Source organism: Paractinoplanes globisporus DSM 43857, from assembly GCF_000379645.1.
Lineage (GTDB): Bacteria > Actinomycetota > Actinomycetes > Mycobacteriales > Micromonosporaceae > Actinoplanes > Actinoplanes globisporus.
Window position 1 is genome coordinate 374,547 of record NZ_KB903294.1, and the last position, 24,004, is coordinate 398,550.

21 protein-coding genes are annotated in these 24,004 nt (G+C 71.7%); 14 read left to right on the forward strand and 7 right to left on the reverse strand.

Annotated features, from left to right (window positions below; genetic code table 11):
- Positions 1 to 19 precede the first annotated feature (19 nt).
- Both A3CQ_RS0101620 and A3CQ_RS0101625 read left to right on the forward strand, forming a co-directional pair.
- The gene (locus A3CQ_RS0101620; RefSeq protein ID WP_169516240.1) at positions 20 to 1,510 is read left to right on the forward strand and encodes a HAMP domain-containing sensor histidine kinase; all 1,491 of its coding nucleotides are present in this window, start codon (positions 20 to 22) and stop codon (positions 1,508 to 1,510) included.
- Entirely contained in the window at positions 1,507 to 2,160 is a 654-nt protein-coding gene (locus tag A3CQ_RS0101625; RefSeq protein ID WP_020509166.1) for a response regulator, read from the forward strand. The genes A3CQ_RS0101620 and A3CQ_RS0101625 overlap by 4 nt, the downstream gene beginning before the upstream one ends.
- Here the strand turns inward: A3CQ_RS0101625 and A3CQ_RS0101630 are convergent.
- Both A3CQ_RS0101630 and A3CQ_RS0101635 read right to left on the reverse strand, forming a co-directional pair.
- Positions 2,157 to 3,125: an LLM class flavin-dependent oxidoreductase gene (locus A3CQ_RS0101630; protein WP_020509167.1), complete on the reverse strand. Its 969-nt coding sequence runs from the start codon at positions 3,123 to 3,125 to the stop codon at positions 2,157 to 2,159. The genes A3CQ_RS0101625 and A3CQ_RS0101630 overlap by 4 nt on opposite strands.
- Positions 3,122 to 4,459 carry an NtaA/DmoA family FMN-dependent monooxygenase gene (locus tag A3CQ_RS0101635; protein WP_020509168.1) on the reverse strand — a complete coding sequence of 446 codons (1,338 nt, stop codon included), beginning with the start codon at positions 4,457 to 4,459 and terminating at the stop codon, positions 3,122 to 3,124. The genes A3CQ_RS0101630 and A3CQ_RS0101635 overlap by 4 nt, the downstream gene beginning before the upstream one ends.
- Positions 4,460 to 4,556: 97 nt before the next feature.
- On the opposite strand from A3CQ_RS0101635, the gene A3CQ_RS51035 reads away from it, so the two are divergent.
- The 3 genes from A3CQ_RS51035 to A3CQ_RS0101650 all read left to right on the forward strand — a co-directional run bounded on the left by A3CQ_RS51035 (position 4,557) and on the right by A3CQ_RS0101650 (position 7,734).
- On the forward strand, positions 4,557 to 5,387 hold the full coding sequence (locus A3CQ_RS51035; protein ID WP_040431236.1) for a LysR family transcriptional regulator: 831 nt from the start codon (positions 4,557 to 4,559) through the stop codon (positions 5,385 to 5,387).
- A 61-nt stretch (positions 5,388 to 5,448) separates the two neighbouring features.
- A complete protein-coding gene (locus A3CQ_RS0101645; protein ID WP_020509170.1) occupies positions 5,449 to 6,669 on the forward strand; it encodes a hypothetical protein in 1,221 nt (406 codons plus the stop codon).
- Between the two features lie 45 nt (positions 6,670 to 6,714).
- Positions 6,715 to 7,734 (forward strand): LLM class flavin-dependent oxidoreductase, encoded by a 1,020-nt coding sequence (locus tag A3CQ_RS0101650; RefSeq protein ID WP_020509171.1) that lies wholly within the window; start codon positions 6,715 to 6,717, stop codon positions 7,732 to 7,734.
- Between the two features lie 3 nt (positions 7,735 to 7,737).
- On the opposite strand, the gene A3CQ_RS0101655 is transcribed toward A3CQ_RS0101650, so the two are convergent.
- Together A3CQ_RS0101655 and A3CQ_RS0101660 are read right to left on the reverse strand one after the other, a co-directional pair.
- Complete coding sequence (locus tag A3CQ_RS0101655; RefSeq protein WP_020509172.1) at positions 7,738 to 8,538, reverse strand: SAM-dependent methyltransferase; 801 nt, start codon at positions 8,536 to 8,538, stop codon at positions 7,738 to 7,740.
- Between the two features lie 13 nt (positions 8,539 to 8,551).
- Entirely contained in the window at positions 8,552 to 10,138 is a 1,587-nt protein-coding gene (locus A3CQ_RS0101660) for a GGDEF domain-containing protein (RefSeq protein ID WP_020509173.1), read from the reverse strand.
- A 279-nt stretch (positions 10,139 to 10,417) separates the two neighbouring features.
- On the opposite strand from A3CQ_RS0101660, the gene A3CQ_RS63540 reads away from it, so the two are divergent.
- Both A3CQ_RS63540 and A3CQ_RS0101670 read left to right on the forward strand, forming a co-directional pair.
- On the forward strand, positions 10,418 to 10,549 hold the full coding sequence (locus A3CQ_RS63540; RefSeq protein ID WP_020509174.1) for a hypothetical protein: 132 nt from the start codon (positions 10,418 to 10,420) through the stop codon (positions 10,547 to 10,549).
- A 115-nt stretch (positions 10,550 to 10,664) separates the two neighbouring features.
- Positions 10,665 to 12,161 carry an arabinofuranosidase catalytic domain-containing protein gene (locus A3CQ_RS0101670; protein ID WP_020509175.1) on the forward strand — a complete coding sequence of 499 codons (1,497 nt, stop codon included), beginning with the start codon at positions 10,665 to 10,667 and terminating at the stop codon, positions 12,159 to 12,161.
- A gap of 46 nt (positions 12,162 to 12,207) precedes the next feature.
- Here A3CQ_RS0101670 and A3CQ_RS0101675 read toward each other — a convergent pair whose 3' ends face one another.
- Complete coding sequence (locus A3CQ_RS0101675; RefSeq protein WP_020509176.1) at positions 12,208 to 12,939, reverse strand: sensor domain-containing protein; 732 nt, start codon at positions 12,937 to 12,939, stop codon at positions 12,208 to 12,210.
- 167 nt (positions 12,940 to 13,106) lie between these two features.
- Here A3CQ_RS0101675 and A3CQ_RS51040 point away from each other — a divergent pair, with 167 nt between their 5' ends.
- From A3CQ_RS51040 to A3CQ_RS0101705, 6 genes are all read left to right on the forward strand, one after another.
- Entirely contained in the window at positions 13,107 to 13,994 is an 888-nt protein-coding gene (locus tag A3CQ_RS51040; RefSeq protein ID WP_063713510.1) for a hypothetical protein, read from the forward strand.
- A gap of 98 nt (positions 13,995 to 14,092) precedes the next feature.
- Positions 14,093 to 14,368, forward strand: a complete 276-nt coding sequence (locus A3CQ_RS0101685; protein WP_020509177.1) for a hypothetical protein — start codon at positions 14,093 to 14,095, stop codon at positions 14,366 to 14,368.
- Positions 14,369 to 14,476: 108 nt separating this feature from the next.
- Positions 14,477 to 15,382, forward strand: coding sequence for an ABC transporter ATP-binding protein (locus tag A3CQ_RS0101690; RefSeq protein ID WP_020509178.1), 906 nt, complete (start codon positions 14,477 to 14,479; stop codon positions 15,380 to 15,382).
- A complete protein-coding gene (locus A3CQ_RS0101695; RefSeq protein WP_020509179.1) occupies positions 15,379 to 16,719 on the forward strand; it encodes an ABC transporter permease in 1,341 nt (446 codons plus the stop codon). The genes A3CQ_RS0101690 and A3CQ_RS0101695 overlap by 4 nt, the downstream gene beginning before the upstream one ends.
- Positions 16,720 to 16,723: 4 nt before the next feature.
- Positions 16,724 to 19,459, forward strand: coding sequence for a bifunctional YncE/alkaline phosphatase family protein (locus tag A3CQ_RS0101700; RefSeq protein ID WP_020509180.1), 2,736 nt, complete (start codon positions 16,724 to 16,726; stop codon positions 19,457 to 19,459).
- Between the two features lie 92 nt (positions 19,460 to 19,551).
- Positions 19,552 to 20,331, forward strand: coding sequence for a hypothetical protein (locus A3CQ_RS0101705; RefSeq protein WP_020509181.1), 780 nt, complete (start codon positions 19,552 to 19,554; stop codon positions 20,329 to 20,331).
- Between the two features lie 77 nt (positions 20,332 to 20,408).
- Here the strand turns inward: A3CQ_RS0101705 and A3CQ_RS51045 are convergent, their stop codons facing one another.
- A complete protein-coding gene (locus A3CQ_RS51045) occupies positions 20,409 to 21,854 on the reverse strand; it encodes a serine/threonine-protein kinase (protein ID WP_084698860.1) in 1,446 nt (481 codons plus the stop codon).
- A 109-nt stretch (positions 21,855 to 21,963) separates the two neighbouring features.
- Between A3CQ_RS51045 and A3CQ_RS0101715 the strand changes: the two genes are divergently transcribed.
- Positions 21,964 to 22,998 (forward strand): Imm1 family immunity protein, encoded by a 1,035-nt coding sequence (locus A3CQ_RS0101715; RefSeq protein WP_040431240.1) that lies wholly within the window; start codon positions 21,964 to 21,966, stop codon positions 22,996 to 22,998.
- Here the strand turns inward: A3CQ_RS0101715 and A3CQ_RS0101720 are convergent.
- Positions 22,995 to 23,993, reverse strand: coding sequence for a TolB-like translocation protein (locus tag A3CQ_RS0101720; RefSeq protein WP_020509183.1), 999 nt, complete (start codon positions 23,991 to 23,993; stop codon positions 22,995 to 22,997). The two genes, A3CQ_RS0101715 and A3CQ_RS0101720, sit on opposite strands and share 4 nt — an antisense overlap.
- Positions 23,994 to 24,004 lie beyond the last annotated feature (11 nt).

Sequence of the window (24,004 nt, forward strand, 5' to 3'; positions counted from 1 at the left end):
GCGCTCTATGGTGAGGTGGATGCGCAGAGGCTGGGGTCTCCGGGCCAGGATGGCCGGCTCATACGTGCTCGTGACGGCGGCCGCCGTGATCGTGGTCGAGGCCGTGGTGCTGATCGTGGTCGTGCCCGGCCTGCTCGGGGGCGGCCAGCAGGACGCCCGCGTGCTCGTGGCCGGCCTGACCGCGCGGGAGATCGCGAGCAACGCCGGCGAGCGGGCCGCCCAGCTGGGCCGGCTGCCGGACGTCGCGCAGTTCCCGCTCGGCGACCGGAACCTGCACCTGCTGCCGGGCCAGGCTCAGCTGACCGCGGACGGAGCCGAGGTGCGCATCCCGTACACGGCGGAGGCCCAGGAGGGCAGCGCCCCGATGTCGATGGCGCTGCTGGCCGACCCGTCCGGGCGAATCGTCACCAGCTCGTACCCGGCCCGGTACCCGGTCGGGGGCGAGATCGACGCCGGGGTGCTGGCCAAACTCAAGACCAATCCCAAGGGGTACGGCGCCGAGGGCCGCGAGGTGCTCTGGTCCGTCGTACCGGTGAGCGTCATCCGGGCGGACGCCCGTGACGTCGTTGGCCTGGTCTACGTCCAGATCCCGGTCGCGGCCAAGATCAAGGCTTCCGGCCGCCGCGGCACGACCGTCTGGGACGGCCTGTCCGGCCAGCTCGGCCTCGGGCTGCTGGTCCTGCTGGGCGCGCTGCCGGTGGGCGCGGTGTTCGGGCTGCTGTCGACCCGCCGGCTGCTCGGCCGCCTGCGGAGCCTGGCCGACAGCACCGACGCCGTGGCCGCCGGCGACTACGAGCGGCGGGTGCCGGTGGCCGGCGACGACGAGGTGGCCCGGCTCGAGACCGGATTCAACCGGATGGCCGAGCGGCTGGCCGAGGCCATGGCCACCGAACGAGCGCTGGCCGGCGCGGGCGAGCGCGCACGCATCGCCCGCGAGCTGCACGACTCGATCTCGCAGGACCTGTTCTCGCTGCGACTGCTGGCCGGTGGCCTACGGCGGGCACTGCCGGAGGGGTCGCCGATGCACCCCCGCGTCGAGGCGATGGAGCGGACCGTGACGGGCACGCTGCGGGAGATGCAGGCGTTGCTGCTGGAGCTGCGGCCGGTCGCCTTGCGCGGGGCCGGGCTGATCCCCGCGTTGGACGAGCTGGCTCGCGCCTACCGGGATCGGCTCGGTATCCCGGTCGAGACCGAGCTGGAACCGGTCGGCCTGGACCCGGCGGCGGAGCCGGCCCTGCTGCGGGTGGCCCAGGAGGCCCTGGCCAATGCGGTCAAGCACGCCCGGCCGTCCACTGTGGTGGTACGCCTCGCCGACGCGGGCGGCGGCCGGATCGAGCTGTCGGTACGGGACGACGGTGCCGGATTCGACCCTGACCGGGCCGCCGACCGGCACGGCATGGGCCTCGGCCTGATGCGTGAACGGGTGGCCGAGCTGGGCGGCGAACTGCGGGTCGAGTCGGCGCCGGACCGGGGTACGACCGTACGCGCGACGCTGGGACCGGTCGCGTGATCACCGTACTGATCGTCGACGACCACAGCGTGGTCCGGCAGGGCCTGCGCTACCTCCTCGAGCAGGAGGACGGCATCGAAGTGGTGGGCGACTGCCCCGACGGCGCGAGCGCGATGGCCGCGGCACGGGCCCTGGCGCCCACGGTCGTCCTGCTGGACCTGTTCCTTCCCGACGCCAGCGGCCTGGACGTCCTGGCCCGGATCAAGCGCGACCGCCCCGCCACCGAGGTGCTGATGCTCACCTCGTCCACCGCCGACGAGCATCTGCTAGGCGCGATTCGGGCCGGCGCCCTGGCCTACCTGCCCAAGACGGCCGGCGTCGACGACGTCGTCGCGTCGGTGCGGGCCGCCGCCCGCGGGGAGAGCCGACTCGACCCGCGGATCGCGGCCCGCCTGGTCCGCGAGGTACGCGATGGCGGTCCCCGACCCGGCCCGCTGAACCTGCTGTCCCCGCGCGAGACGCAGGTGCTGGCCCAGCAGGCCCGCGGCCGCTCGAACCGCGAGATCGCGAAGACATTGGCCATCACCGAGGAGACGGTCAAGGCCCACGTCTCCAGCATCCTGTCGAAGCTCCACCTGTCCGACCGCACCCAGGCCGCCATCTTCGGCCTGCAACACGGCCTGGTCCCGCTGGGCGAGGCGCTCGACTAGATCGCCGGCGCCACCTCCTTGGCGATCAGCTCCAGCGCGTGGACGGCCGCGTCGAGGTCCGGGATGCCGGGGTTGAACTGGGTGATCAGGTCGGTGGCGACCGGCATGACCTTCTCGGCCCGCAGCGCCTCGACGATCTCGTCGGGGTGGCCGATGAAGGCGTGGAACCGCCGCAGGTAGTCGTCGAGGCTCAGCCCGGCCGGGAAGGTGCCGCGCCGGACGAACCCCTCGGTCGCGTGCCACAGCCCGTCCTCGATCTGGGACAGCGCCGTCTTCCGGTCCTTGGCCGGGAACACGAAGCGGGACAGCCCGATCCGCGGCTTGTGCGGCCGGTCCCACGCGGCCAGGAACTCGTCGGCCCATACGCGCTGCACCGTGTCGGTCGGTTCCTCGTACCCGTAGGTGGCCCGGTTGAGCAGCAGGTTGGCCCCGGCCTCGGCGGCGAACCGGGCCCCCGGCCCGCTGAAGACCCCCTGCCAGATCCGCGAAGTGAAGTCGGCGGCCGGCAGCGGCTGGATGGTGAAGCCGGGCGCGCCGACCTCCTCCCCCGCCAGCGCCCGGCGCAGCGTCGCCAGGCCCGACGTGGTCAGCTCGCGCTTGCGGTCGACGTCGACGCCGAACGCCGCGTACTCCTCGGGGCCGGAACCGCTGCCCACCCCGATCTCGACCCGGCCGCCGCTGAGCGTGTCGACGACCGCCACGTCCTCGGCGAGCCGCAGCGGGTGCTCCAGCGGCAGGATCGTGATCGCCGTCGAGAGCCTGATTCTCCGGGTACGCGCCGCCGCGTACGCGAGAAATGGCCAGGGCGACGACAAGCCGCCGCCCTGCAACGGCGCGTGATGTTGCGCGACCCACCCGGTGTCGAAGCCGAGCTCGTCGGCGACGACGAAGAGCTCCTGGGCGTTCCGGTACGCCTCGGCGCTGCCGTTCCGCCCCTGGACGTGGGTCAGGAAGCCGAGCCTCATGACACCAGCGCCGATCGGCGATCGCGGGTGTGCACGTTCTCCGGGACCGGCAGGCCGAGGTTGCCGCGCAGCGTGGTCGCGTCGTACTCGGTGCGGGCGATGCCGCGCTCGCGCAGGATCGGCAGGACCTCGTCGGTGAAGCGCGCGAACTCGCTGGGCACCGTGATCGTCAAGTTGATGCCGTCGAACGCGCCGGCCTCGAACCAGCGCTGGATCTCGTTGGCGACCGTGAGCGCGGAGCCGGTGAACGGCGAGCGCTGCGCGTCGATCGAGTGCTGGACGACCTGCCGCAGCGTGTAGTTGTTCTCCCGGGCCAGGCGCTTGATCTTCTCGGCCTGCGTCTTGAAGCTGCGGTCGCCGGCGTCGCCCAGCTCGGGGAAGGGCGCGTCCAGGTCGTACACGGTGAAGTCGTGCCAGCCGAAGGGCCGGCCGAGCTCCTTGAGCGCGCGGGCGAAGTCCTTGCCCCCGACCAGCGCCCGCTCCTTCTCCCGGGCCTCCTCGTCGGTGTCCGCGATGATCGGGCTGATCCCGGGCACGATCAGCAGGTCGCGGCCCTTGGCGGCGGCCCGCGCCCGCATGTCGTCGCGGAACGCCCGGCCCTGCTCGACCGTCGCGGCGTGCGTGAAGATGGCGTCGCCGATCGACGCGCCGAGGTCGCGGCCCTCGTCGGAGTCGCCGGCCTGGAAGATCACGGGCTGGCCCTGCGGGGAGCGCTCGATGTTCAGCGGCCCGGCCACCGAGAAGTGCTCGCCGACGTGGTTGAGCGGGTGCTGACGGGTCTTGTCGAAGAAGACGCCGCTCTCCTTGTTCCGAGGAAAGGCGTCGTCCTCGTACGAGTCCCAGAGGCTCTGCACCACGCGGACGTGCTCGAGCGCACGGCCGTACCGGGTCGCGTAGTCGTAATGCTCCTGGCGCCCGTAGTTCCCGGCGGTCCCGCCGTCGCCGGTGGCCACCACGTTCCAGCCGGCCCGCCCGCCGCTGATCAGATCGAGCGACGCCAGCCGCCGGGCCACGTTGAACGGGTCGTTGTACGAGGTCGTCAGGGTGCCGACCAGCCCGATGTGACTGGTGTGCACGGCCACCGCGGACAGCAGCGTGAGCGGCTCGAGCCGGTTCAGGTAGTGGTGCGGCGAGTCCGGCGTGATGAACTGGCTGTCGACGATGAAGACGTGGTCGAACTTCGCCGCCTCGGCCTGCTGGGCGCGGGCGATGTACCAGCGGATGTCCACGCTCGCGTCGCCCGGTATCTCGGGATCGAGCCAGGTGTGGTGCTGACCGGGCCCGCCGACGCCCATGAGGACGGCGCCGAGGATGAGGTTTCTGCGCGTAGCCATGCCAGAAGTCTCGGCGTCGAGCCGCGTCGCTGTCCAAGGAGAGATCGTGATGACAGGCCATTACGCAGGCTCATTAATTCCTAGTAAGCTGATAGGCATGGGTCGCGAACTGGGAATTGCGCCGCTGCGGAGCTTCGTGGCCGTGGCCGACTGCGGTGGCTTCCAGCGGGCGGCGACCGCGCTGCACCTCACCCAGGGCGCCGTGAGTCAGCACGTACGCCGGCTGGAGTCGACGCTCGGCCGTGCGCTGGTCGAGCGGGACGGGCGCGGCTCGCGGTTCACCCCCGACGGCGAGACGCTGCTGACCCAGGCCCGGCGGATCCTCGCCGCGCACGACGAGACGCTGCGGGCGTTCGCCGCCGAGGAGGAGCCGCGGCTGGTCATCGGCTCGACCGAGCACGCCGCCGCCTACCTGCTGCCCGGCCTGGCCGCGGCGCTGGCCACCACGTTCCCCCGGCACCGGGTGCGGTTCCGGATCGACCGGGGCGCGCAGCTGCGCTCGGCGCTGACCGAGGGCCGCATCGACCTGGCCCTGCTGCTCGGGCCGGGCGGCGATGAGGCTCGTACGGTCGGCGAGCTGCCCCTGGCCTGGTATTCCGCGCCCGGCTGGACGGCCGCGGGCCCGATCTCGCTGGTCGCCTTCGACGCGCCGTGCTCCCTCCGTACGCGGGCATTGGAAACCCTGGCCATGCACCAGCTGGCGGCGGAGGTCGGATGCGAGGCCGCCCACCTGGCCGGGGTTCAGGCGGCCGTCCGCGCCGGTCTCGGCGTGGCCCTGATGGCGACGCTCGGCGAGGAGCCCGAGGGGCTGACCGTGCGCGACGATCTGCCGGCCGCCGAACCGCTCGCGCTCTCGGTCTGGCCCCGACGGGGGCTGCCCGCGCCCGTGCTGGACGGGGCCGAGCGGGCATTGCGGGGTCTGTTCTGATTTCGGCTTGCGGTACCTCCCCATCATGGAAGCCGACGGATTTCTTCAACGGGGGAGAACGATGCGCGCGAAGCGTTATCTGGCCGGCGCCACCGCCGGTGTCGCGGTCCTGGCGGTCATCGCCGGGTGTGCCGGGCAGATCAAGCAGCTCGAGCCGAAGCTTCAGCTGCGCAGCGCCGCCCAGCACCTGGGCGAGCAGAAGCAGGCGGGATTCACCCTCAAGCTCACCGGCAGCGCCGACGACCTGATCGCCGCCGCGAAGAAGGACGACCCCGACTTCTCGGACGACGACGCGGCGACGATGAAGAAGCTGTTCAACTCGTCGTTCACGGTCGCGTACGACCAGGCCGGCGAGGGCACCGACGACGACCGGGCGCTGCTGGCCGCGACGATCGACGGCGTGACCGGCACCGAGATCCGGGTGGTCGACCAGACGCTGTACGCGAAGGCGCCGGTCAACGACCTGGTGACGAAGTTCGGCGGCTCGACGGCCGACATCGACGACATCCGCCGGCAGGCCACCGCCGAGGACAAGGCGCTCGGCGCGTTCTTCGACGGCGGCTGGGTCTCGCTCGACGTCAAGGACGTCCAGAAGACCAGCGGGCTGCCGGCCGCGGACGCCACGAACCCCAAGGCCGCGGCCGAGGTCAAGAAGAGCGCGCAGAACCTCTTCGACAACGCCCAGATCGCCCGCGACCCCAAGGACGACAAGCACCTGATCGTCACGACCTCGACCACGAAGGCGTACTCGGAGCTCAAGCGCCTGGTGACCGCCGTCGGCGGCGAGGAGGCGAAGGGCTTCGAGGACTCGATCCCCGAGGCGCCGAAGGATCGGCCGATCGTGGTCGACCTGTGGATCGACCAGGACAAGCTGACCGCCGCCGAGATCAACATCCTGCAGTTCGTCGACGGCGCGACCGGCCGGGTCGCCGTCCGGCTCGAGGTGACCTCGGGCAGCCCGATCGACGCCCCGCAGGGCGCCACGAAGATCGACCCGAAGCTGCTGCAGAGCCTGACCTCCGCCGGTGCCAACGGCGCCGGCGAGGATGTGGTCACCGCCGCCCAGTCGCTGGGCTACGACACCCTCTCGCTCGCCGACGAGAACGGCGGGACGCCCGCGAGCCACCTCAAGGAGGCCGTCGCCGACTTCGCGGGCTCCGGCGTCAAGGCGCGGATAGTCCGCAGCGGCGTGGCCGAGGTGACGCTCAACGGCGACATGGCCTGCCTCAAGCTGCCGGCCACCACGACCGGCGGGCCCAAGGTGACGGCCGGCGCCTGCTGAAAACCGAGCGGGAATCACCCCGGCGCCGGCGAGGTTGGTGCCGGGGTGACCAAGAAGATCGGGTTCTTGTCGTTCGGGCACTGGCGCAACGCGGCCGGTTCGCAGACGCGCTCCGCCGCCGACTCGCTGCTGCAGACCATCGAGCTGGCCGAGGCGGCCGAGGAGCTCGGCGTCGACGGCGCGTTCGTGCGCGTGCACCATTTCGAGCGGCAGCTGGCGTCGCCGTTCCCGCTGCTCTCGGCGATCGGCGCCCGCACCGGCCGCATCGAGATCGGCACCGGCGTGATCGACATGCGTTACGAGAACCCGCTGTACATGGCCGAGGAAGCGGCCGCCGCCGACCTGATCAGCGGCGGCCGTCTCCAGCTCGGCGTGAGCCGTGGATCCCCGGAGACGGTGCTGAACGGGGCGTACGCCTTCGGCTACGTGCCGCCGGAGGGCAAGACCGCCGCCGACCTGGCCCGGGAGAAGACCGCGATCTTCCTGGAGGCGATCGGCGGGGCGGCGGTGGCCCGCACCGACCCGGCCCGCACCGGCATCAGCGGCGGGCTGGCGATTCAGCCCCAGTCCCCCGGCCTGCGCGAGCGCATCTGGTGGGGCGCCGGCACCCGGCAGACGGCGCAGTGGGCGGCCGGCGCCGGGATGAACCTGCAGAGCTCGACGCTGCTGTCCGAGGACACCGGCGTGCCCTTCGACCAGCTGCAGGCCGAGCAGCTCCAGCTGTACCGGGAGGCGTGGAAGGAGGCCGGGCAGTCGCGCGAGCCGCAGGTGTCGGTCTCCCGCAGCGTCCTGCCGATCACCGAGGAGATCGACCGGATCTACTTCGGCGACCGGGAGCAGGAGGACCAGGTGGGCCTGCTCGAGGGGGTCCGGTCCCGCTTCGGCCGCACGTACGCGGGCGAGCCCGATCGCATCGCCGCGGAGCTGGCGGCCGACGAGGCGGTCCGCGCCGCCGACTACGTCCTGTTCACGGTCCCCAACCAGCTGGGCGTCGCCTACAACGCCCGCATCCTGGAGACGATCGTGAAGCACATCGCCCCGGCCATCGGCTGGCGGCCGCGGTAGGGCTCAGGGCTTGCGAGCCACGGCCACCCAGACGTTGATGTCGGAGCGCTCCGGGATGGTGGCTCCCGGCTCGGGGCGCCACTCGCTGGCCGGCACGATGCCCGGCTCGATCAGGTCGAGGCCGTCGAAGAGGGCGGCGAACTCGTCCCGCGTCCGGGTCCAGACGTCGGACTTGCCCTCGTCGAGGAGCTGCTGATAGAGCCGCTGCTGCTCGGGCGTGCCGAAGTCGCTGGTGGCGTGGGTGGCGCACAGGTAGCTGCCGGACGGCAGGGCATCCACGAGCCGGCGGACGATCGGCCGGGCCGCGCCGTGGCCGCGGATGAAATGCAGCACGGCGATCAGCATGAGGCCGACCGGCTGGGACAGGTCGAGCGTCTCGGCGACGGCCCGGTTGGCCAGGATCGCGCCGGGCTCGTTGAGGTCGGCCTCGATGTACGCCGTGCGGCCCTCGGGGGTGCTGGTGAGCAGCGCCCGGGCGTGCACCATGACCATCGGGTCGTTGTCGACGTAGACGACCCGGCTCTCGGGGGCGACCGACTGGGCGACCTCGTGCGTGTTGTCGGCGGTGGGCAGGCCGGTGCCGATGTCGAGGAACTGCCGGACGCCGGCCTCGGCCGCGAGGTACCGCGTGGCCCGCTGAAGGTAGGCCCGGTTGGCGAGCGCGCCCAGACGCACCTTGGGGAACAGGGCCTCCAGCTGGTCGCCGGACTCCCGGTCGGCGGCGAAGTTGTCCTTGCCGCCGAGCCAGTAGTTGTATCGGCGCGCGGGATGCGGCACGGTCGTGTCGATCTCGGTGCGTTCCACACGCGAATGATAATCAACTGACGCTTGTCGATATGTGCACCCGGTTGCGACCCGCGTTCTTCGCCTCGTACAGCCGCCGGTCGGCCAGCGAGAGCAGGCCCGCGGGCAGCGCCGACTCACCGCCGACGGCCACCCCGACGCTCACCGTGACGGCCAGCCCGGGCGCGACGCCCGCCCAGTCGTAGTCCTCGACCGTGCGCCGGATCCGCTCGGCCGCGGCCGCCGCCTCCGCGGTGGACAGCCCGCGGAACAGCACGGCGAACTCCTCGCCGCCGTAACGCGCGGCCACGTCGCCGGCCCGGCAGGCGGGCCGCAGCAGGCCGCCCAGCGCGCGCAGCACCTCGTCGCCGATCTGGTGCGAGAACGAGTCGTTGACCCGCTTGAAGTGGTCGACGTCGACCAGCGCGATCGCCCGGCCGGCGACGCCGGTGGCCAGCTCGTCGTCGAGGTGGCGCCGGTTGGCCAGCCCGGTCAGCGGGTCCTCGAGCGACATCCGCAGCAGGCCGTCGGCGCGCAGGCGCTCCCGTTCGGCGCTGGCCTTGGCCTGCTCGGTCTCCATCCGCACCGCCGCCACCCGGGCCGTGCGCAGCGCCGCCTCCGACGCGACCTGGCGGTACAGCAGGTGGTACTTCTTGTGGGCGTCCAGCGCCGCCGCGAAGTCACCGCTCCTCTCGTACGCGGCCGAGAGGTGCTCGCAGAACATCATGGCCGCGCTCTTGCTCTCGGCCACGCCCAGCGCCTGGGTGAAGAGCGTGATCGCCTCCTCGTACCGTTCGAGGGCCAGGCAGATGCCGCCGCGGGTGTCGAGGTGATGGGTGATCGTGTACGCCGAGTCCCGCGCCGGGTCGATCCGCCACGTGTCGAGCAGCTCCAGGGCCCGCGCCGGCTGCCCGGCCGAGCCCAGCGCCTCGGCCAGGTTGGCCAGCGCGCAGGCCTCGTTGCGCCGGTGCCCGTGCTCGCGGGCGATCAGCATGGCGGTGTGCGACCGCTCGGCGGCGGCCAGCGCGAGCCGGACGGCCTCGGTCTGGTCGCCCCGGCCGCGGGCCACCTCGGAGTCGTTCATCAGCACGCAGGCGACGGTGTCCTGCAGCGCGGCGTTGGCGATCTCGTCGCCGATCAGCCGGGCCATCTCGGCGCCGCGCTCGCACACCTGCAGGGCCAGGTCGAGCTGCTGCATCGACAGGTAGACGTTGCCGAGCGCGGTCATCGCGGTCACGTGCGCGCTGAGGTCGGCGCCGGCCTCGGCCAGCTCCAGCGCGGACAGGCTCTCCTTGAGCGCCTCGTCGGTCTCCCCGGAGGAGAGCAGGGCCCGGGCGACCTCGCTGCGGGCGCGCGCCTCGCCGCCCGGATGGCCGATCTCGCGGAACAGCTCGGCGGCGCCCAGCGCGTACTCGAGAGCCTGCGGATAGTCGTCCTGCAGGCGGCGGCAGTTGGCCAGGATCCACAGCGCCTCGGCCCGCGTCGCCGGGTCGCCCTCCTCGGCCGCTTGCCGGGCCAGCGCGATCGCGGTCTCGTACTCCGAGCCGCGCAGCAGGTCACGGCTGCGCGACAGGAGCTCGGCGGGCGTTGCCCGCTCGGCCACCGCGATCTCATGCGACATGCGCTACTCCGACCGGACGACGGACGCGACCTGACCGCCGAAGCATCGGCCACGAACCCGGCGGCATGAGCAGTCCGTCAGCGCGATGTCCGAGCCGCCGGACGGAGCAGGCAGCTGCAGATCATATCGCCGAGCCACCCCTCCTCGACCGCGACGAAGGCAGTGCGCCCACGACGCCGCCGGCGGTTTCACCGCCGACCCGTACGAGACCGCCGTGGGTATGGCCGCCGGCTTCCCCGCGCCGCTGCCCCGGCCGGTCGCCGCGACCGACCGGCCGACGTGCAGCGCTGGGTGCTGCGCGACCGCGGCTCGCTGCGGCAGTGGTCGACGGGCTGGGCCTCGCCGGGTGAGGTCGTCGCCCAACTCGCCGAGATCGACGAGGCCGAGCGGCTGTTTCGAGAGCGGTATTGACAAGCGTGAAACATAGACGCAAGGATTTGTTAACGTTCACATCCCCGCGGACCTCCCCAGCCGCGTCCGGGCCACGTGCCGCTGCTTCGCATGCACGCACGCGAAAGGACACAAAATGGGTCTCCGTTCCCTCCGTTCCCACTGGCGGAAGGCGCTCGCGGTCGGCGCCTCCGCCCTGCTCACCACGGTCGCGCTGGTCGCCGTGACCGGCACCGCCAACGCCGCCGGCACCGGGCCGTGCGACATCTACGCGAGCGGTGGCACCCCCTGCGTCGCCGCGCACAGCACCACGCGGGCGCTGTTCGGGGCGTACAGCGGCTCGCTCTATCAAGTGCGGCGCTGGTCCGACGGCGCCACCACCAACGTCGGCGTGCTCAGCGCCGGTGGGTACGCGAACGCCGCCACGCAGGACAACTTCTGCTCCGGCACCTACTGCACGATCGTGCGGATCTACGACCAGACCTCGCGCCACAACGACCTGACCATCGCTCCCGGCGGCGGCGCCAACCCCACCGCCGACCAGGGCGCGAACGCGGCGGCGCTGCCGATCACGGCGGGCGGCCACAAGGTCTACGGCGTCTACATCTCGGCCGGCAACGGGTACCGCAACAACAGCACCAACGGCATCGCCACCGGCAGCGCGCCCGAGGGCATGTACATGGTCACCGAGGGCACGCACGTCAACAACCGCTGCTGCTTCGACTACGGCAACGCCGAGACGAACAACAACGACACCGGCAACGGCGACATGGACGCCATCTACTTCGGCACGCTGTGCTGGTTCTCGCCGTGCAGCGGCTCGAACCCCAAGGTCATGGCCGACCTGGAGAACGGCCTGTTCGCCGGCGGCAACGGCTCCAACACCGCCAACACCGGCCGCAACAGCGCCTTCGTCACCGCGATGACCAAGAACAACGGCACCACGACGTACGCGATCAAGGACGGCAACGCGCAGTCCGGCGGCCTGGCCACGCGGTGGAACGGCTCGCTGCCCACGCAGAGCGGCTACATGCCGATGACCAAACAGGGCGCGATCATCCTGGGCATCGGCGGCGACAACAGCAACGGCTCGGTCGGCTCGTTCTTCGAGGGCGTCATGACCTCGGGCTACCCGTCGGACGCCACGGAGAACTCCGTCCAGTCGAACATCGTCGCGGTCGGCTACGCCAAGAGCGTCACCTTCCCGGCGAGCGGCTCGGCCTACCGGCTGACCAACCTGGCCAGCGGCAAGGTGCTCGACGCGATCAACTGCGGCACCGCGAACGGCACCCTGCTCGACGTCTGGCAGAACCTCAGCAACTCCTGCCAGCAGTGGCGGTTCACCAACGTCGCCGCAAACAAATGGACAATCACCAATGTGAACGCGAACAGGGTGCTCGACGCGCAGAACTGCGGTCTGGCCCTCGGCACCGTCGCCCAGCTCTGGGACTCGCTCGGCAACACCTGCCAGCAATGGGCGGTCATCCCGGCCGGGAACGGGCGCTACGAGTTGGTCGTCGAGAACAGCGGCATGGTCCTCGACGACGTGAACTGCGGCACCGCGAACGGCACCCGCGTGCAGATGTGGATGTGGCTCAACAACACCTGCCAGCTCTGGTCGTTCTCGTCGTAGGAAGTCGTACGAACGTGACGCGCGGGACCGCCGAGCGGTCCCGCGCTCATGTCAGCGTCTGCGAAGCCCTCGCCAGCGCCTGGCGAGCGAACGGTTCGACCAGCGTGGTGTCGGGCTTTTCCGTGTACGAGGCGACGGTCAGCACCATGCCGCCGCGGCGAATCATGATCGTGTTGTCGTAGAAGACCTGATCGTTGCCCATGCGTATCGCGTACGAGTCGTCGCCGAGGCGCGCGAACCGGGGCTCACTCAGGTCGAAGACGTACGGGTTGCCGAGCTCGTCGCGAACCGTGATCGTCGGGCACTGGCCGATCATCTGACGGGCGGTGGCGAGCATCCTCTTCGCCTGCTCGGGCGTGGTGACGAGCAGGCCCTCGACCAGCTGGGTGCCGCCGTCCGCGGAGTAGAAGCCGATCACCGCCTGCACGCCCGGCCACTCGTTGATCTGGTCGTACGGCGGGCAGTTCGTGCGCGGCTGCCCGGGCTGGTTGGTCTTGCTCGTCCCGATCGTCCACCCGGCGGGCAGGTCGGCCGGCGTGAGCAGGGCGCCGGTGAGCCGTCCGCGGTCGACGATCTCGGGCGGCCCGCCGGGCCGGCTGGCCACCATCGCGGACGGCACCGTGCCGGGAATCGCCGACGGGGCCTCGCTGGCCTTCTCCGTCACCGCCGGCCGGACACTCACCGGCGCGGCCGACGGCACGATCAGGCCGTGCCGCTGGACGGAACAGCCGGCGAGCAACGCCAGCGCGGTTGTCGCGGCAGCCAGACGGATCACCATCGCACGCCCCCGACAGTGCAAAGTGGTGGGTCATTACAGGCTTCGCCAGGGGCTGGCAACGCCACAACGGCCGTTCGGCCGATCCCTATTGGGGACGAGGCGCGACGCGCGCATAAAAAGACCCCAAAACACCATGATCTTGTACGCCCGGCCGTAATGTCCCCGGAATGCTGGTGACCGAACTCGCCCTCGTGGCCGAGAGTGCCCGTGTGTCCGCCTCGCAGCTCAACCGGGTCGCCGCGGCCCTGCAGAAGCAGGCGATCCGCGACTTCGAGCCGATCTGGGAGATCAAGGCGACCGTCGACGCGTTCACGACGCTCGACGACGTCCCGATCGGGTACTGGCCGATCATCGTGCAGGACGACATCGGCCAGCCCGGCGCCTCGGGCGTGCACCTCGACCAGAACGGCCAGCCGTTCGCCCTGGTGGAGTACAGCGAGGCCTGGTCGCTGACCGCGAGCCATGAGGCGCTCGAGATGCTGGCCGACCCGTTCGGCAACCGCCTGATCGCCGGCGACTCGCCGCAGCCGGGGCAGGGCCGGGTCGAGTTCCTGGTCGAGGTGGCCGACCCGACCGAGGCCGCCGAGTTCGGGTACACGGTCAACGGCATGCTCGTCTCCGACTTCCTGACCCCGAACTTCTACGACCCGCAGGCCGCCCCCGGCGTCCGCTACACGTTCGGCGGCCACCTCGACGGCCCGCGGAAGATCGCCCGGGGCGGCTACATGAGCTGGCACGACCCGTCCAGCGACCACTGGTGGCAGCAGCTGTGGTTCAACGGCGACCCCGAGTTCCGCGACCTCGGCCGGCTCACCAACCGGGTCGGCAGCCTCCGCGAGGCCGTCGACGCCGCCACCGGCTCCCTGCCCCGCCTGGTGCAGTCCGTCCCGGCCTCCACCACGTTCGCCTCGGTCCTGCAGGCCTCCCCGGCCGTCAAGACCGCGACCACGTCGCGCGCCGACGCCCTCCGCGCGCAGATCGAGCAGCTGCGCGCCGGCACCGCCCCCGCCGCCGAGTGGGTCGACCCGGGCGACGCCCCCGGCGTGCGGCGCTGATCACCCGGGCGTCAACAGCGCGTCAAAAAGGCGCCCGGCCACGTCGAAGAGGCGTCAACGCCGAGATGTCCGGCGGGTGAACGGCGTTCCCTTTAAACGTGAATGATGCTCACATAGCCGTCCTCGGCATCGGCGCGGTGGCCCTGGTCCTGCAGCTGTTCGTGATCGCGCGCTGCCGCCGGACCACCCATCGCGCCGCCGCCACGGCTACCGCCTCGCTCGCGATCCTGCTCTGTGCCGCCCTGTTGGCGACCGGCCACCAGCCGCCCCGGATGCGCGCGGCCCGGCACGAGGCCTTCGACTCGGCGCTGCTGCGTGACCGGCCGGCCGCGGTGAGCTACGAGACGCCACACATCTTGATGAATATCGAATAAGACGAATACCTGTCGCCCTTCGTTCGATCATCGTTCAACTCACGGTGCACGCCCTCGTCAGGGAAAACCTCCTACGTTTTGTAGGAACTTCGACGAGGAGAGGGATCGATGGACAGGCCGCTCGCCGTCCGGGCCCGCGGGATCACCAAAAGCTTCGGCGAGGTGATCGCGCTCGATGAGATCGATCTGGACGTGGCACCGGGCCAGATACACGGGCTGGTGGGGCCGAACGGCGCCGGCAAGACCACGCTGCTCGGACTCCTTCTCGGACTGGCCGTCGCCGACGGCGGCAAACTCGAGATCCTCGGTACGCCGATCCGGCGGGCGCTCGACGCCCCGGACGGCGTCGCCGGCTTTGTGGACGGTCCGGGCCTCTACCCGTCGCTGACGGCCCGGCAGAACCTGGCCGCGCTCGCCACCCTGCGCGGCCGGGACGCCCGGAGCGCCGGCATCGACGAGGCGCTCGACCAGGTCGGGCTCACCGACGTCGCCGACGACCGCACCGGCGGCTTCTCGCTGGGCATGCGGCAGCGGCTCGGGCTGGCCGCCGCGCTGCTCACCGAGCCCCGCCTGCTGGTGCTCGACGAGCCCTCCAACGGCCTCGACCCGATCGGCACCCGGCACGTCCACCGCGTGCTCACCGCGCTCGCCGCCGGCGGGACCGGCATCGTGCTCTCCAGCCATCGCATGGACGACGTCGAGACACTGTGCTCGGAGGTCACCATCCTCGCCACCGGCCGGGTCGTCTTCTCCGGGCCGCTGAGCAAGCTCGCCGCCGAGAACCGCGAGCTCGACTACCGCCTGCGCACCTCCGACCCGGCCCGGGCCCGCACGGTCGCCGAGAAGGCGCCGGGCATCACCGTCGTCGAGGACGAGGTCGTGCGCGCCCTGGTGCCGGCCCTCGACGAGCTCGTCACCGCTCTGATGCGGGACGGCATCGCGATCCGGGAGCTCACCCCGGTCGTCTCGCCGCTCGAGGCCGCGTTCCTGGCCCTCACGGAAGGCAGCAAATGACCGCGACGGTCCTCGCCCGTCCCGCGCCGCTCTCCCGCGGCCTCCGGTTCGAGCTGGTCAAGCTGGTCTCGCAGTGGCGGATCCGGCTGGTCGTACTGGCCTGCTGGATCGCGCCGGGCCTGTTCGTGGCCGCGGTGAGCCAGCAGAGCACGCTCCCGGTCGACACCCTTTTCGGCCGGTGGATGCACGCCACCGGCTGGGCCGGCGCGCTGGTCATGCTCGGCTTCGCCGGCACCTGGGCGCTGCCGCTGCTCACCTCGCTGGTGGCCGGCGACGTCTTCGCCTCGGAGGACCGCCTCGGCACCTGGCGCCACCTGCTGGTCGCGGTCCGCTCGCCGCGGCGCATCTTCGTGGCCAAGACGCTCGCGAGCCTCACGGTGATCGTCCTGATGGTGGCCGGCCTGCTCGTCTCCAGTGTGGCCGGTGGGCTGCTCGCGGTCGGCAACCAGCCGCTGGCCGGCCTGGACGGCCACCTGCTGTCCACGGGCGACACCGCGGCGCGGGTCCTGCTCGCCTGGGTCTGCGTGCTCGCGCCGACCCTGGCCCTCGCCGCGATCGGCCTGCTCGGCTCCGTCCTGCTCGGTCGGTCCCCGATGGGCCTGCTGCTGCCCGCGCTGGTCGCGCTCGCCCTTCAGCTCGCCCAGATGCTGCCGATCCCGGTGGCGGTGCGGCTGGCGCTGCCCGGGTACGCCTTCATCTCCTGGAACGGCCTGTTCACCGAGCCCGCCCAGCTCGGCCCGCTGCTGATCGGCATCGCGGTCGGCCTCGTCTGGGCGGTCGTCGCGACCACGCTCGCGTACGTGCTGTTCCTGCGCCGCGACTTCACCAGCGTCAGCCACGACGGCATCGGGCGCCGCGCGATTCTCGCCGGGGTGCTGCCGCTGGCCGGTCTGCTCGTCGCGTCGGTCGTCGTCATCGGCGCGACCACCGGCGCCACCGCCTCCGGCATCGACCAGGACAAGGTGCAGCGCTCGGTCGCCACCGCCTTCGCCCACCTCTACCGCATCCAGACCGGCCAGCTGAACCGGCCGGACGTCACCGAGGCGCAGCTGGGCGCCACGGCCGACTGCAACAAGGGCGGCGGCAAGCTCGACCCCGAGGGCGCCGGCAACGACTGGCGCTGCGTCGTCTCCTGGCACCTCCCCGACACGCCCGCCACCGGGCAGGCCGTCTACCAGCTCGACCTGACGCCCGACGGGCGGTACATGGCCGACGGAGACGGGCCCAAGGAGGTCAACGGCTACTTCCTGGTGCACACCCCGGCCGGGGACGCACCGAATCCGCTCTGGCAGTTCGACGGCAACGTCGATCTGCTGGCAAACGAGCCGAAGGGATAGCTCGATGCAGGTAACACGCCGCCGGAAAGAGAAGATCCGGCGGATCCCGAAGGGACGGCTGGTCGCCGTCACGGCGGGTGCCACCGTCGTTGTCGTCGGCACCGGCGCCGGCGTCGCGTACGCAAGCACCTGGCAGTTCGGCACCGATCAGGTCGGCCAGGTCACCAAGAAGGGCCAGGTCGTCTCGGCCGACCAGTACATCGACCCGATCGGTACCCGGCTGGTCATCAACAACGGCAAGATCATGTCGTCCTCGGTCAGCCCGGACGGCACGCACCTCGCCGCCTCGGTCACCGACGGCGGGATGGCGCTGGCCATCGTCGACCTCAAGTCGTGGAAGGTGCAGCAGCTCATCGGCAACAACGCCGCGGCCAACCTGCGCATCAGCGGCAACGACGTCGGCCAGGAAGGCCCCACCTACTCCCCCGACGGAAAGCAGCTCTGGCTCGGCCAGGCCGACGGGTACCGCAAGTTCGACGTGAACCCCGACGGCTCGCTCGCCAACCCGACGTTCATCACCATCCCGGCCGACGGCCCCAAGCGGGCGCTCGCCGGCGAGGCAGTCTTCTCGGCCGACGGCGCCACCGTGTACTCCGCGGTCAACGGCCAGAACAAGGTGATGGCCATCGACACGGCGACCGGCACGATCCAGCAGAGCTGGGCGACCGGCAACGCGCCGCGCGACATGGTGCGGGTCGGCACCAAGCTGTACGTCAGCAACGAGGGCGGACGGACGGCACGGCCCGGCGACACCACGATCAACTCGTACAACACCCCGGTGCCGGCCAGCCCGGTGACCGCGGCCACCACGACCGGCACGGTCAGCGTCATCGACCTGGCCAAGCCGGCCGCCGCGGTCGGCAGCATCACGGTGGGCCTGCATCCGACCGCGATGTTCGCGAAGGGCCGCACGCTGTTCGTCACCAACACGGCCACCAACGACGTCTCGGTGATCGACACCGGCCGCGACAAGGTCGTGCAGACCATCGCCACCCGGCCCTGGCCGGAGGCGTCGGTCGGGTACGAGCCCGACGGCGTGACGGTCACCGGCGACGGCCACCTGCTGGTCACGCTGGGCCGGGCCAACGCGATCGCGGTCTACCGGTTCACCAGCGCGCTCGCGCCGGTCAGCTACATCGGCCTGCTCCCGGCCGACTACTTCCCGGCCGAGATCGCCACGGTCGGCCACGACATCGTGGTCTCCAACACCCGCGGCGTCGACGCGCTGCGCCCGACCACGGCGGCCGGGCACGGCACCCACGACACGACCTCGAGCCTGGTGCGCTTCACGCTGCCGAGCGACCGGGTCATCCGGTCCGAGACCGCCAAGGTGTTCGCCCAGAACGGCTGGACGCCCGGCTCGGTCACCTACGGCAGCCGGCACGCGAAGCCGGCACCCGTACCGGCACGGCTCGGCGACCCGTCGACGATCAAGCACATCTTCCTGGTCGTCAAGGAGAACCGGACGTACGACCAGATGTTCGGCGACGAGGCCCGGGCCAACGGCGACCCCGCGCTGGCCCAGTACGGCGAGAACGTCACGCCGAACCAGCACCTGATGGAGCAGCAGTTCGGGCTCTTCGACAACACGTACGACATCGGCACCAACTCGGCCGAGGGGCACAACTGGCTGATGCAGGCCGACGACCCCGAGTACACCGAGTCGTCCGCCGGTGAGTACCTGCGCAGCTACGACACCGAGGACGACGCGCTCGGCCACCAGAAGTCCGGCTTCCTCTGGACCGGGGCCCAGGCGGCCGGCAACACGGTGCGCGACTTCGGCGAGTTCCACCAGTTCCTGTCGAAGCCGGCCGGGGCGACCTGGCAGAACCTGTACTGCGACACCAAGAACATGGCGGCGACCGGGGCCAACACCGCGTACCCGCTGGTCTCCTCCTCCCCGATCCCGTCGCTGAACGCGGTGTCGGTGCCCGGCTTCCCGAAGTTCGACACCGATGTCCCGGACATTTACCGGTACGAGATCTGGAAGAAGGACTTCGAGAAGAACGGCCCGGCGAACCTGAACATGTTCTGGTTCTCCAGCGACCACACCGGGGGCCCGCCGAACGGCGCCGCCCAGGTCGCCGACAACGACCTCGCGGTCGGCAAGCTGGTCGACACCATCTCGCACAGCAAGTACTGGAAGGACTCCGCGATCTTCGTGGTCGAGGACGACTCCCAGGCCGGCCTCGACCACATCGACGGTCACCGGGCCCCGATCCAGATCATCAGCCCGTACGCGAAGCGGGGCGTGGTGGACACCCACTACTACTCGCAGATCACGATGATCCGGACGATCGAGCAGATCCTCGGGATCCACCCGATGAACCAGAAGGACAGCGCGGCCACCCCGATGACCGCCGCCTTCACCGCGAAGCCCAACTACACCCCGTTCACCGCGGTGCCCAACCGCACCTCGCTGACCGCGGGCCTGTCCACCGCCAACCTGCCGTCCTGCGGCGCGGATGTGCCGGCGGCGCAGGACCCGACGGCGGCGGCCGCTCCGACCGGCGTGGTGCCGGCGGACAAGACGCAGGTCGCGTCGCAGTGGGACACCTGGAAGGCGCAGCAGCGGCTGTCCGGGCCGACCGCGAGGGCCGACTTCGCCAACCCCGCCCAGATGAACCACTTCGACTGGTACCAGGCGCACGACTGGAAGAAGCCCTACCCGGGCGAGAGCTCGATCGTCACGCCGGACAAGGTGCCGGGGGCGTACATCCCCGCCAACGAGACGGACTGACGCAACGCTTTTGAGACCGGCCGGCTACGCGCGAGCAACGCATCGACAAACTCGCGCTCAGCCGGCCGGTTCGCGTGTCCGATGGGAGCGGCATGACGCCGAGCCTTCCCGCCCGCCACCCCGCGACCTGGTGGGCCGAGTTCCAGCAGCACGCCGAGCAGTTCGACCTGGCCTCGGTCACCGAGACGCTGCTGGAGAACATCCTTCCCCGCATCCCATCGATGCTGCTGCGCCGGGAGGCCGAGATCGCCGGCGAGACCGTGATGCGGCACCTGAACAAGCCGGCCAGCCCCGAGCTCGCCGAGCGGGCCGGGCAGGCGACCGACCGCCTGGTCGCCACCGTCGAGCGCATCGCCGAGCGCAGCCTCGGCGGGGCCAGGACCATCGAGGCGTACGCCATCTGCCGTCTTCTGCGCGGCGAGTGGGCCGCCGCCGCGGCCGCGACCGAACCGGTGGTCGGCACGCTGCGGCTGATCCAGGCCGTCGTCGCCGCGCTGCGCCTCAACACGTTCGGCAGCGACCTCGCCGTCCGGCTGCTCAAGGCCGGTCACGCGCCGGCCGCGGCCATCCTCGCCGGCCGCACCATCGGCCGGTACAGCTGGTGGCCGGACTGGATGCAGTCGATCGTGATCGACCGCGCGGTGGCCGGCGCGCTGGACGAGGAGGTCGTCGCGGCCTTGCAGACCTGCGCGTTCGCCTCGCTGAGCCCGGCGCAGGCGCGGATGGCCAAGCGCCTGATCGCGGCCGAGGCCACGCTGGTCGAGGCGACCGCCTACCGGCTGGAGGCGCTCGGCGAGCACCCGGCGGCCCACAAGCTCCGCCGCGGCGACCTCGACACGGTCGCCTTCGCCGCCCGCCTCATCCCGGTCTAGCTCGCGGCATGATCAGTCGAGCGCTCCCATGAGCGGCGGGCCCGCCGACATCGGTCGTCCGGCTCCGGCGCCCCGGCTCACCCGGCGCCGAGGGACAGCGCGATCGCGCCGAGGTCCGGCAGGACGACACCGGTAAGGTCACCGTCCGCGCGCAGCCCGCCGACCCGATCGCGAAACTCGCCGAACCTCTCGGCCGCCTCGTCGGTCCGGCCGGCGTCCAGGGCGCGGACGACGCCCTCGATGTCGCGCAGCAGCCCCTTGGCTGCCTTCGGGCGCAGGCGGCCGGAGTCGGCGTCCTGCTGGAGCAGCATGGCCAGGGCGATGAGCCGGTCTCTCGGCGTGGCGGACGGGTACGCCGAGGTGGCCGCGTTGGCCGGCGGCACCGGCGAGGCGATCCCGGCGGGGGCGGACGACGAGGGCTCGACCGGAGGCACGACGGCCTCCGGGGACGCCGTCGGCGCCGACGGTGGCTCGCCGACGGAGGTCTCCGGCCGCCCGCCACTGGTCATCAGCGACACCACGAGGATTGTCGCCAGCGCGGCCGCGGCGACCGCACCGATGCCGAGCACGAGCAGCCGGTCGAGCGGCCACCGGCGGTGCCGCGCGGGGAGCACCGCCGTCCGGTGCCGGCCGTCCGTCCGCGTCACCGCCGGCACCAGCACGGTCGGCGCGACCGCGGCGGCCGGCTCCGGGGCCGCCACGTCGCCGATCGCCCGCAGCCGATCCCGGACCGACCAGGCCGTCGCGGGCCGATCGGCGGGGTGCTTGGCGAGCATCTCGTCCACCAGCCGATGCAGGTCGGACGGCACGTCGTCGCGGTGAGCCCGCAGCGGCACCGGTGGCTCGTTCAGGTGCAGATCGAGTACGTCGATCGGATCGTCGGCGGCGAACGGCGGGGCACCGGCCAGCATCGCGTACAGCACACAACCCACCGCGTACAGGTCGGCCCGGCCGTCGACCGGGTCGCCGGCCGCCTGCTCGGGCGCCATGTACTGGCAGGTTCCCACCACGTTGCCGGCGCCGGTCAGCGCCGCGTCACCGCCGACCAGGTCGAGCAGCGCGACGCCGAAGTCACAGACCTTCACCACCCCCGACGGGCCGACGAGGATGTTCGACGGCTTGATGTCGCGGTGCACGACGCCGGCCGCGTGCGCCGCGCCGAGCGCGTCACAGATCTGGGCGGCGATCGACGTTGCCTGCTCGAACGGCAGGCGCCCCTCCACAGCGAGCAGCTCGGTCAGGCTGCGACCGTCCACCAGCTCCATGACCAGGTACGCGGCATCGTCGGCGATGTCGACGTCGTACATCCCGACGATGTTGTCGTGATCGAGCCGGGCCACCGACCGGGCCTCGCGGCGTAGTCGCTCCATGGCGGCGGGGTCGGCCCGGGACCGGGAGTTGAGGATCTTCACCGCGGCGCCGCGCTCCAGCCGGGTGTCGCACGCCTGCCACACGGTGGCGGTGGCGCCGCGGCCCAGCGGCCGCTGGAGGCGGTAACGCCCACCCACCACTTGATTCGACATGACCAGTCCCCTTCGTCCGCCGGCGCCGCAGGAATAAGAGCGCGCCCCTCCCGGGATCTGTTACACCCCCGGCACGAACGGGCGTATCCCGCCTGCGATCATGGCGTCGATGGTCCTGAATGTCGTGGTCGACGGCGCCCGGTATCACCCGCGGACGTGGCCGGAGACGTCCGAGCTGCTCGACCGGATCATGCGGTGGCAGCACACCTGGTTCCCCAGCTTCGGCGTGGGTGACCAGGTCGCGCTGTCGATCGGCGAGAGTCGTCTCCACGTCCGGGTGAACTCGTTCACCGGGTACGGCAGCCTCATCTGGTACGTGGCCGACCAGGGATGCTGGCTGACCGACAACCCGAGTCCGCCGGCGTTCGATCCGCTGGTCCTCGCGGAGCCGGGCGGCCCGCAGACCTTCGACCCGCGCAGCACGCTGCCGGTCGCCCGGATCCGCGAGGCGGTGGAGGAGTTCTGCCGGACCGCGACGGGGAAACGGCCCACCTCCGTGTCCTGGGTTCCCGGGGATCTGGGCGGTGTCCGGCACGACCAGGAGCGGGGGCGGTATCACGACGATGTCACGGCGCCGCTCCGCGAGGCGATCCTGGGCGAGCCGGCCAAGCTGCGGGTGCTCGGCGCGCTGCGGGTGCTGCGCATGCTGCCGATCCTCGCCGCGACCGGGGCATCGTTCGTGGAGGCGGCGGCCGAGATCTGCGAGGTGCGGGGCCGCGACTCGCTCGGGACGCTGGACGAGCAGATCCGGGTCATCGAGCCGTTCGACGGCTTCGAGTCGGACGAGGGCCCCGGCGACGCCGGCTTCAGGTACGCCCGCATGGTGGTGGCGGGCGCAGCGCTGATGCTGGCCCGCCCGGACGAGGAAGAGACGCAGTTCGGCACGTACGAATACAGCACCTGTTCCTTCTGGTCGGTGTGCCATCGGGCCGTGCTGAAGCCGGAGCCCCGCGCCTGGGAGGTCGCCACGGTCATGAGGGACGCCGAGGAGACGTGCCGCGTCCGCGAGGCCGCGCTGCTCATGGGCTCCTCGGACCCTGATCGGGTGTTCCGGGACGAGCGGCTCCGGATGGAGCGGGAGGGCGGGGCTGCCCTGTCGAGGGCGCTGGCCGCGGCCCGCCACGCCGGCTGGGTCTCCGGCTAGGAGATCTCCCGCTTCAGGAGCTTGGGGTACCCGGGGTCCGGGAACTTGACGAAGACGGCCGAGCGGCCGTCCGGTGACAGCCCGGGCGCGCCGAAGTCGCCCTCGGCGATCGTCCGGGTGGCGCCGCTGGCCAGGTCGACGGCGTAGAGGCCCTGCCGGGCGGTGACGAGGGCGGTGCCGCCCGCCACGGCGATGCCCTTCGGCTCGACGAAGCTGCCGCCGATCTGCCGGATCTGCCGGGACGCCAGGTCGATCCCGTACAGATGCCAGGGGAGATCTTTCCGGCCGTCGCCGAGGTCGCCGGGGTCGACCCCGGCGGCCTCGGGCGAGGCCAGCACGACGATCCGGTCCATGGTCGGCGCGGCCGCGGGGAAACCGATCATCCCGCGCGGCGTGCAGTCCCCCGCCCCCGCCGCGAAGTCGGCGTCGAGGTCCCACGGGAGCAACGACGCCGGCTCGAGCGGCGGGACCGCCGACCAGCCCTTCCGGTCGATGGGCTCGATGCTCGCGCAGCCGTCCTGGGAGTACGCCGACCAGCCCTTGTTCTCCGCGGTCGACCAGATGCCGTCGTCGCCGCCGTAGAGCCCGGAGATCTTTGCGACGCGCCCGGAGGCCGGGTCGATGGAGACCAGGGTCGCCGAGCCGTCTTCCTGCGCGCACACCAGCACGGCGCCCAGCCCGCCGTCCGGGAGCCGGCGGAGGCTGGTGAGGTAGGGAATCCGGCAGAAGGTGACCCCGCTCAGATGGATCTCCCGGGCCTTCCCCTTGCCGTCCGCCGGCGTCCGGTACAGGTGCAGCGGCGAGTCGGACTCACCGCCCACCGCGGCGAGGTAGTAGACCATCCCGTCGGCGAGCCAGGCGGGGGTGTCCGAGGGACCGATCGTCGAGGTACCGGCCACCAGCACCGTCCCGGAGTCGTCGGCGTGACCGGTGCAGCCGGCGAGCAAAAGGGCGGACACCAGCGACGCCACTCCGAGCAACCTGATGAGTGCCATCGTGGTGCCTC

Excerpts from the sequence above, each read along its gene's own strand:
- A3CQ_RS0101690 (WP_020509178.1), top strand. The coding sequence starts at position 14,477 with ATGGACAGGCCGCTCGCCGTCCGGGCCCGCGGGATCACCAAAAGCTTC.
- A3CQ_RS0101635 (WP_020509168.1), bottom strand. The coding sequence starts at position 4,459 with ATGGCTACGCGCAGAAACCTCATCCTCGGCGCCGTCCTCATGGGCGTC.
- A3CQ_RS0101630 (WP_020509167.1), bottom strand. The coding sequence starts at position 3,125 with ATGAGGCTCGGCTTCCTGACCCACGTCCAGGGGCGGAACGGCAGCGCC.
- A3CQ_RS0101670 (WP_020509175.1), top strand. The coding sequence starts at position 10,665 with ATGGGTCTCCGTTCCCTCCGTTCCCACTGGCGGAAGGCGCTCGCGGTC.
- A3CQ_RS0101695 (WP_020509179.1), top strand. The coding sequence starts at position 15,379 with ATGACCGCGACGGTCCTCGCCCGTCCCGCGCCGCTCTCCCGCGGCCTC.
- A3CQ_RS0101715 (WP_040431240.1), top strand. The coding sequence starts at position 21,964 with ATGGTCCTGAATGTCGTGGTCGACGGCGCCCGGTATCACCCGCGGACG.
- A3CQ_RS0101720 (WP_020509183.1), bottom strand. The coding sequence starts at position 23,993 with ATGGCACTCATCAGGTTGCTCGGAGTGGCGTCGCTGGTGTCCGCCCTT.
- A3CQ_RS0101620 (WP_169516240.1), top strand. The coding sequence starts at position 20 with ATGCGCAGAGGCTGGGGTCTCCGGGCCAGGATGGCCGGCTCATACGTG.
- A3CQ_RS0101660 (WP_020509173.1), bottom strand. The coding sequence starts at position 10,138 with ATGTCGCATGAGATCGCGGTGGCCGAGCGGGCAACGCCCGCCGAGCTC.
- A3CQ_RS51045 (WP_084698860.1), bottom strand. The coding sequence starts at position 21,854 with ATGTCGAATCAAGTGGTGGGTGGGCGTTACCGCCTCCAGCGGCCGCTG.
- A3CQ_RS0101700 (WP_020509180.1), top strand. The coding sequence starts at position 16,724 with ATGCAGGTAACACGCCGCCGGAAAGAGAAGATCCGGCGGATCCCGAAG.
- A3CQ_RS0101675 (WP_020509176.1), bottom strand. The coding sequence starts at position 12,939 with ATGGTGATCCGTCTGGCTGCCGCGACAACCGCGCTGGCGTTGCTCGCC.
- A3CQ_RS0101645 (WP_020509170.1), top strand. The coding sequence starts at position 5,449 with ATGCGCGCGAAGCGTTATCTGGCCGGCGCCACCGCCGGTGTCGCGGTC.
- A3CQ_RS51035 (WP_040431236.1), top strand. The coding sequence starts at position 4,557 with ATGGGTCGCGAACTGGGAATTGCGCCGCTGCGGAGCTTCGTGGCCGTG.
- A3CQ_RS51040 (WP_063713510.1), top strand. The coding sequence starts at position 13,107 with ATGCTGGTGACCGAACTCGCCCTCGTGGCCGAGAGTGCCCGTGTGTCC.
- A3CQ_RS0101705 (WP_020509181.1), top strand. The coding sequence starts at position 19,552 with ATGACGCCGAGCCTTCCCGCCCGCCACCCCGCGACCTGGTGGGCCGAG.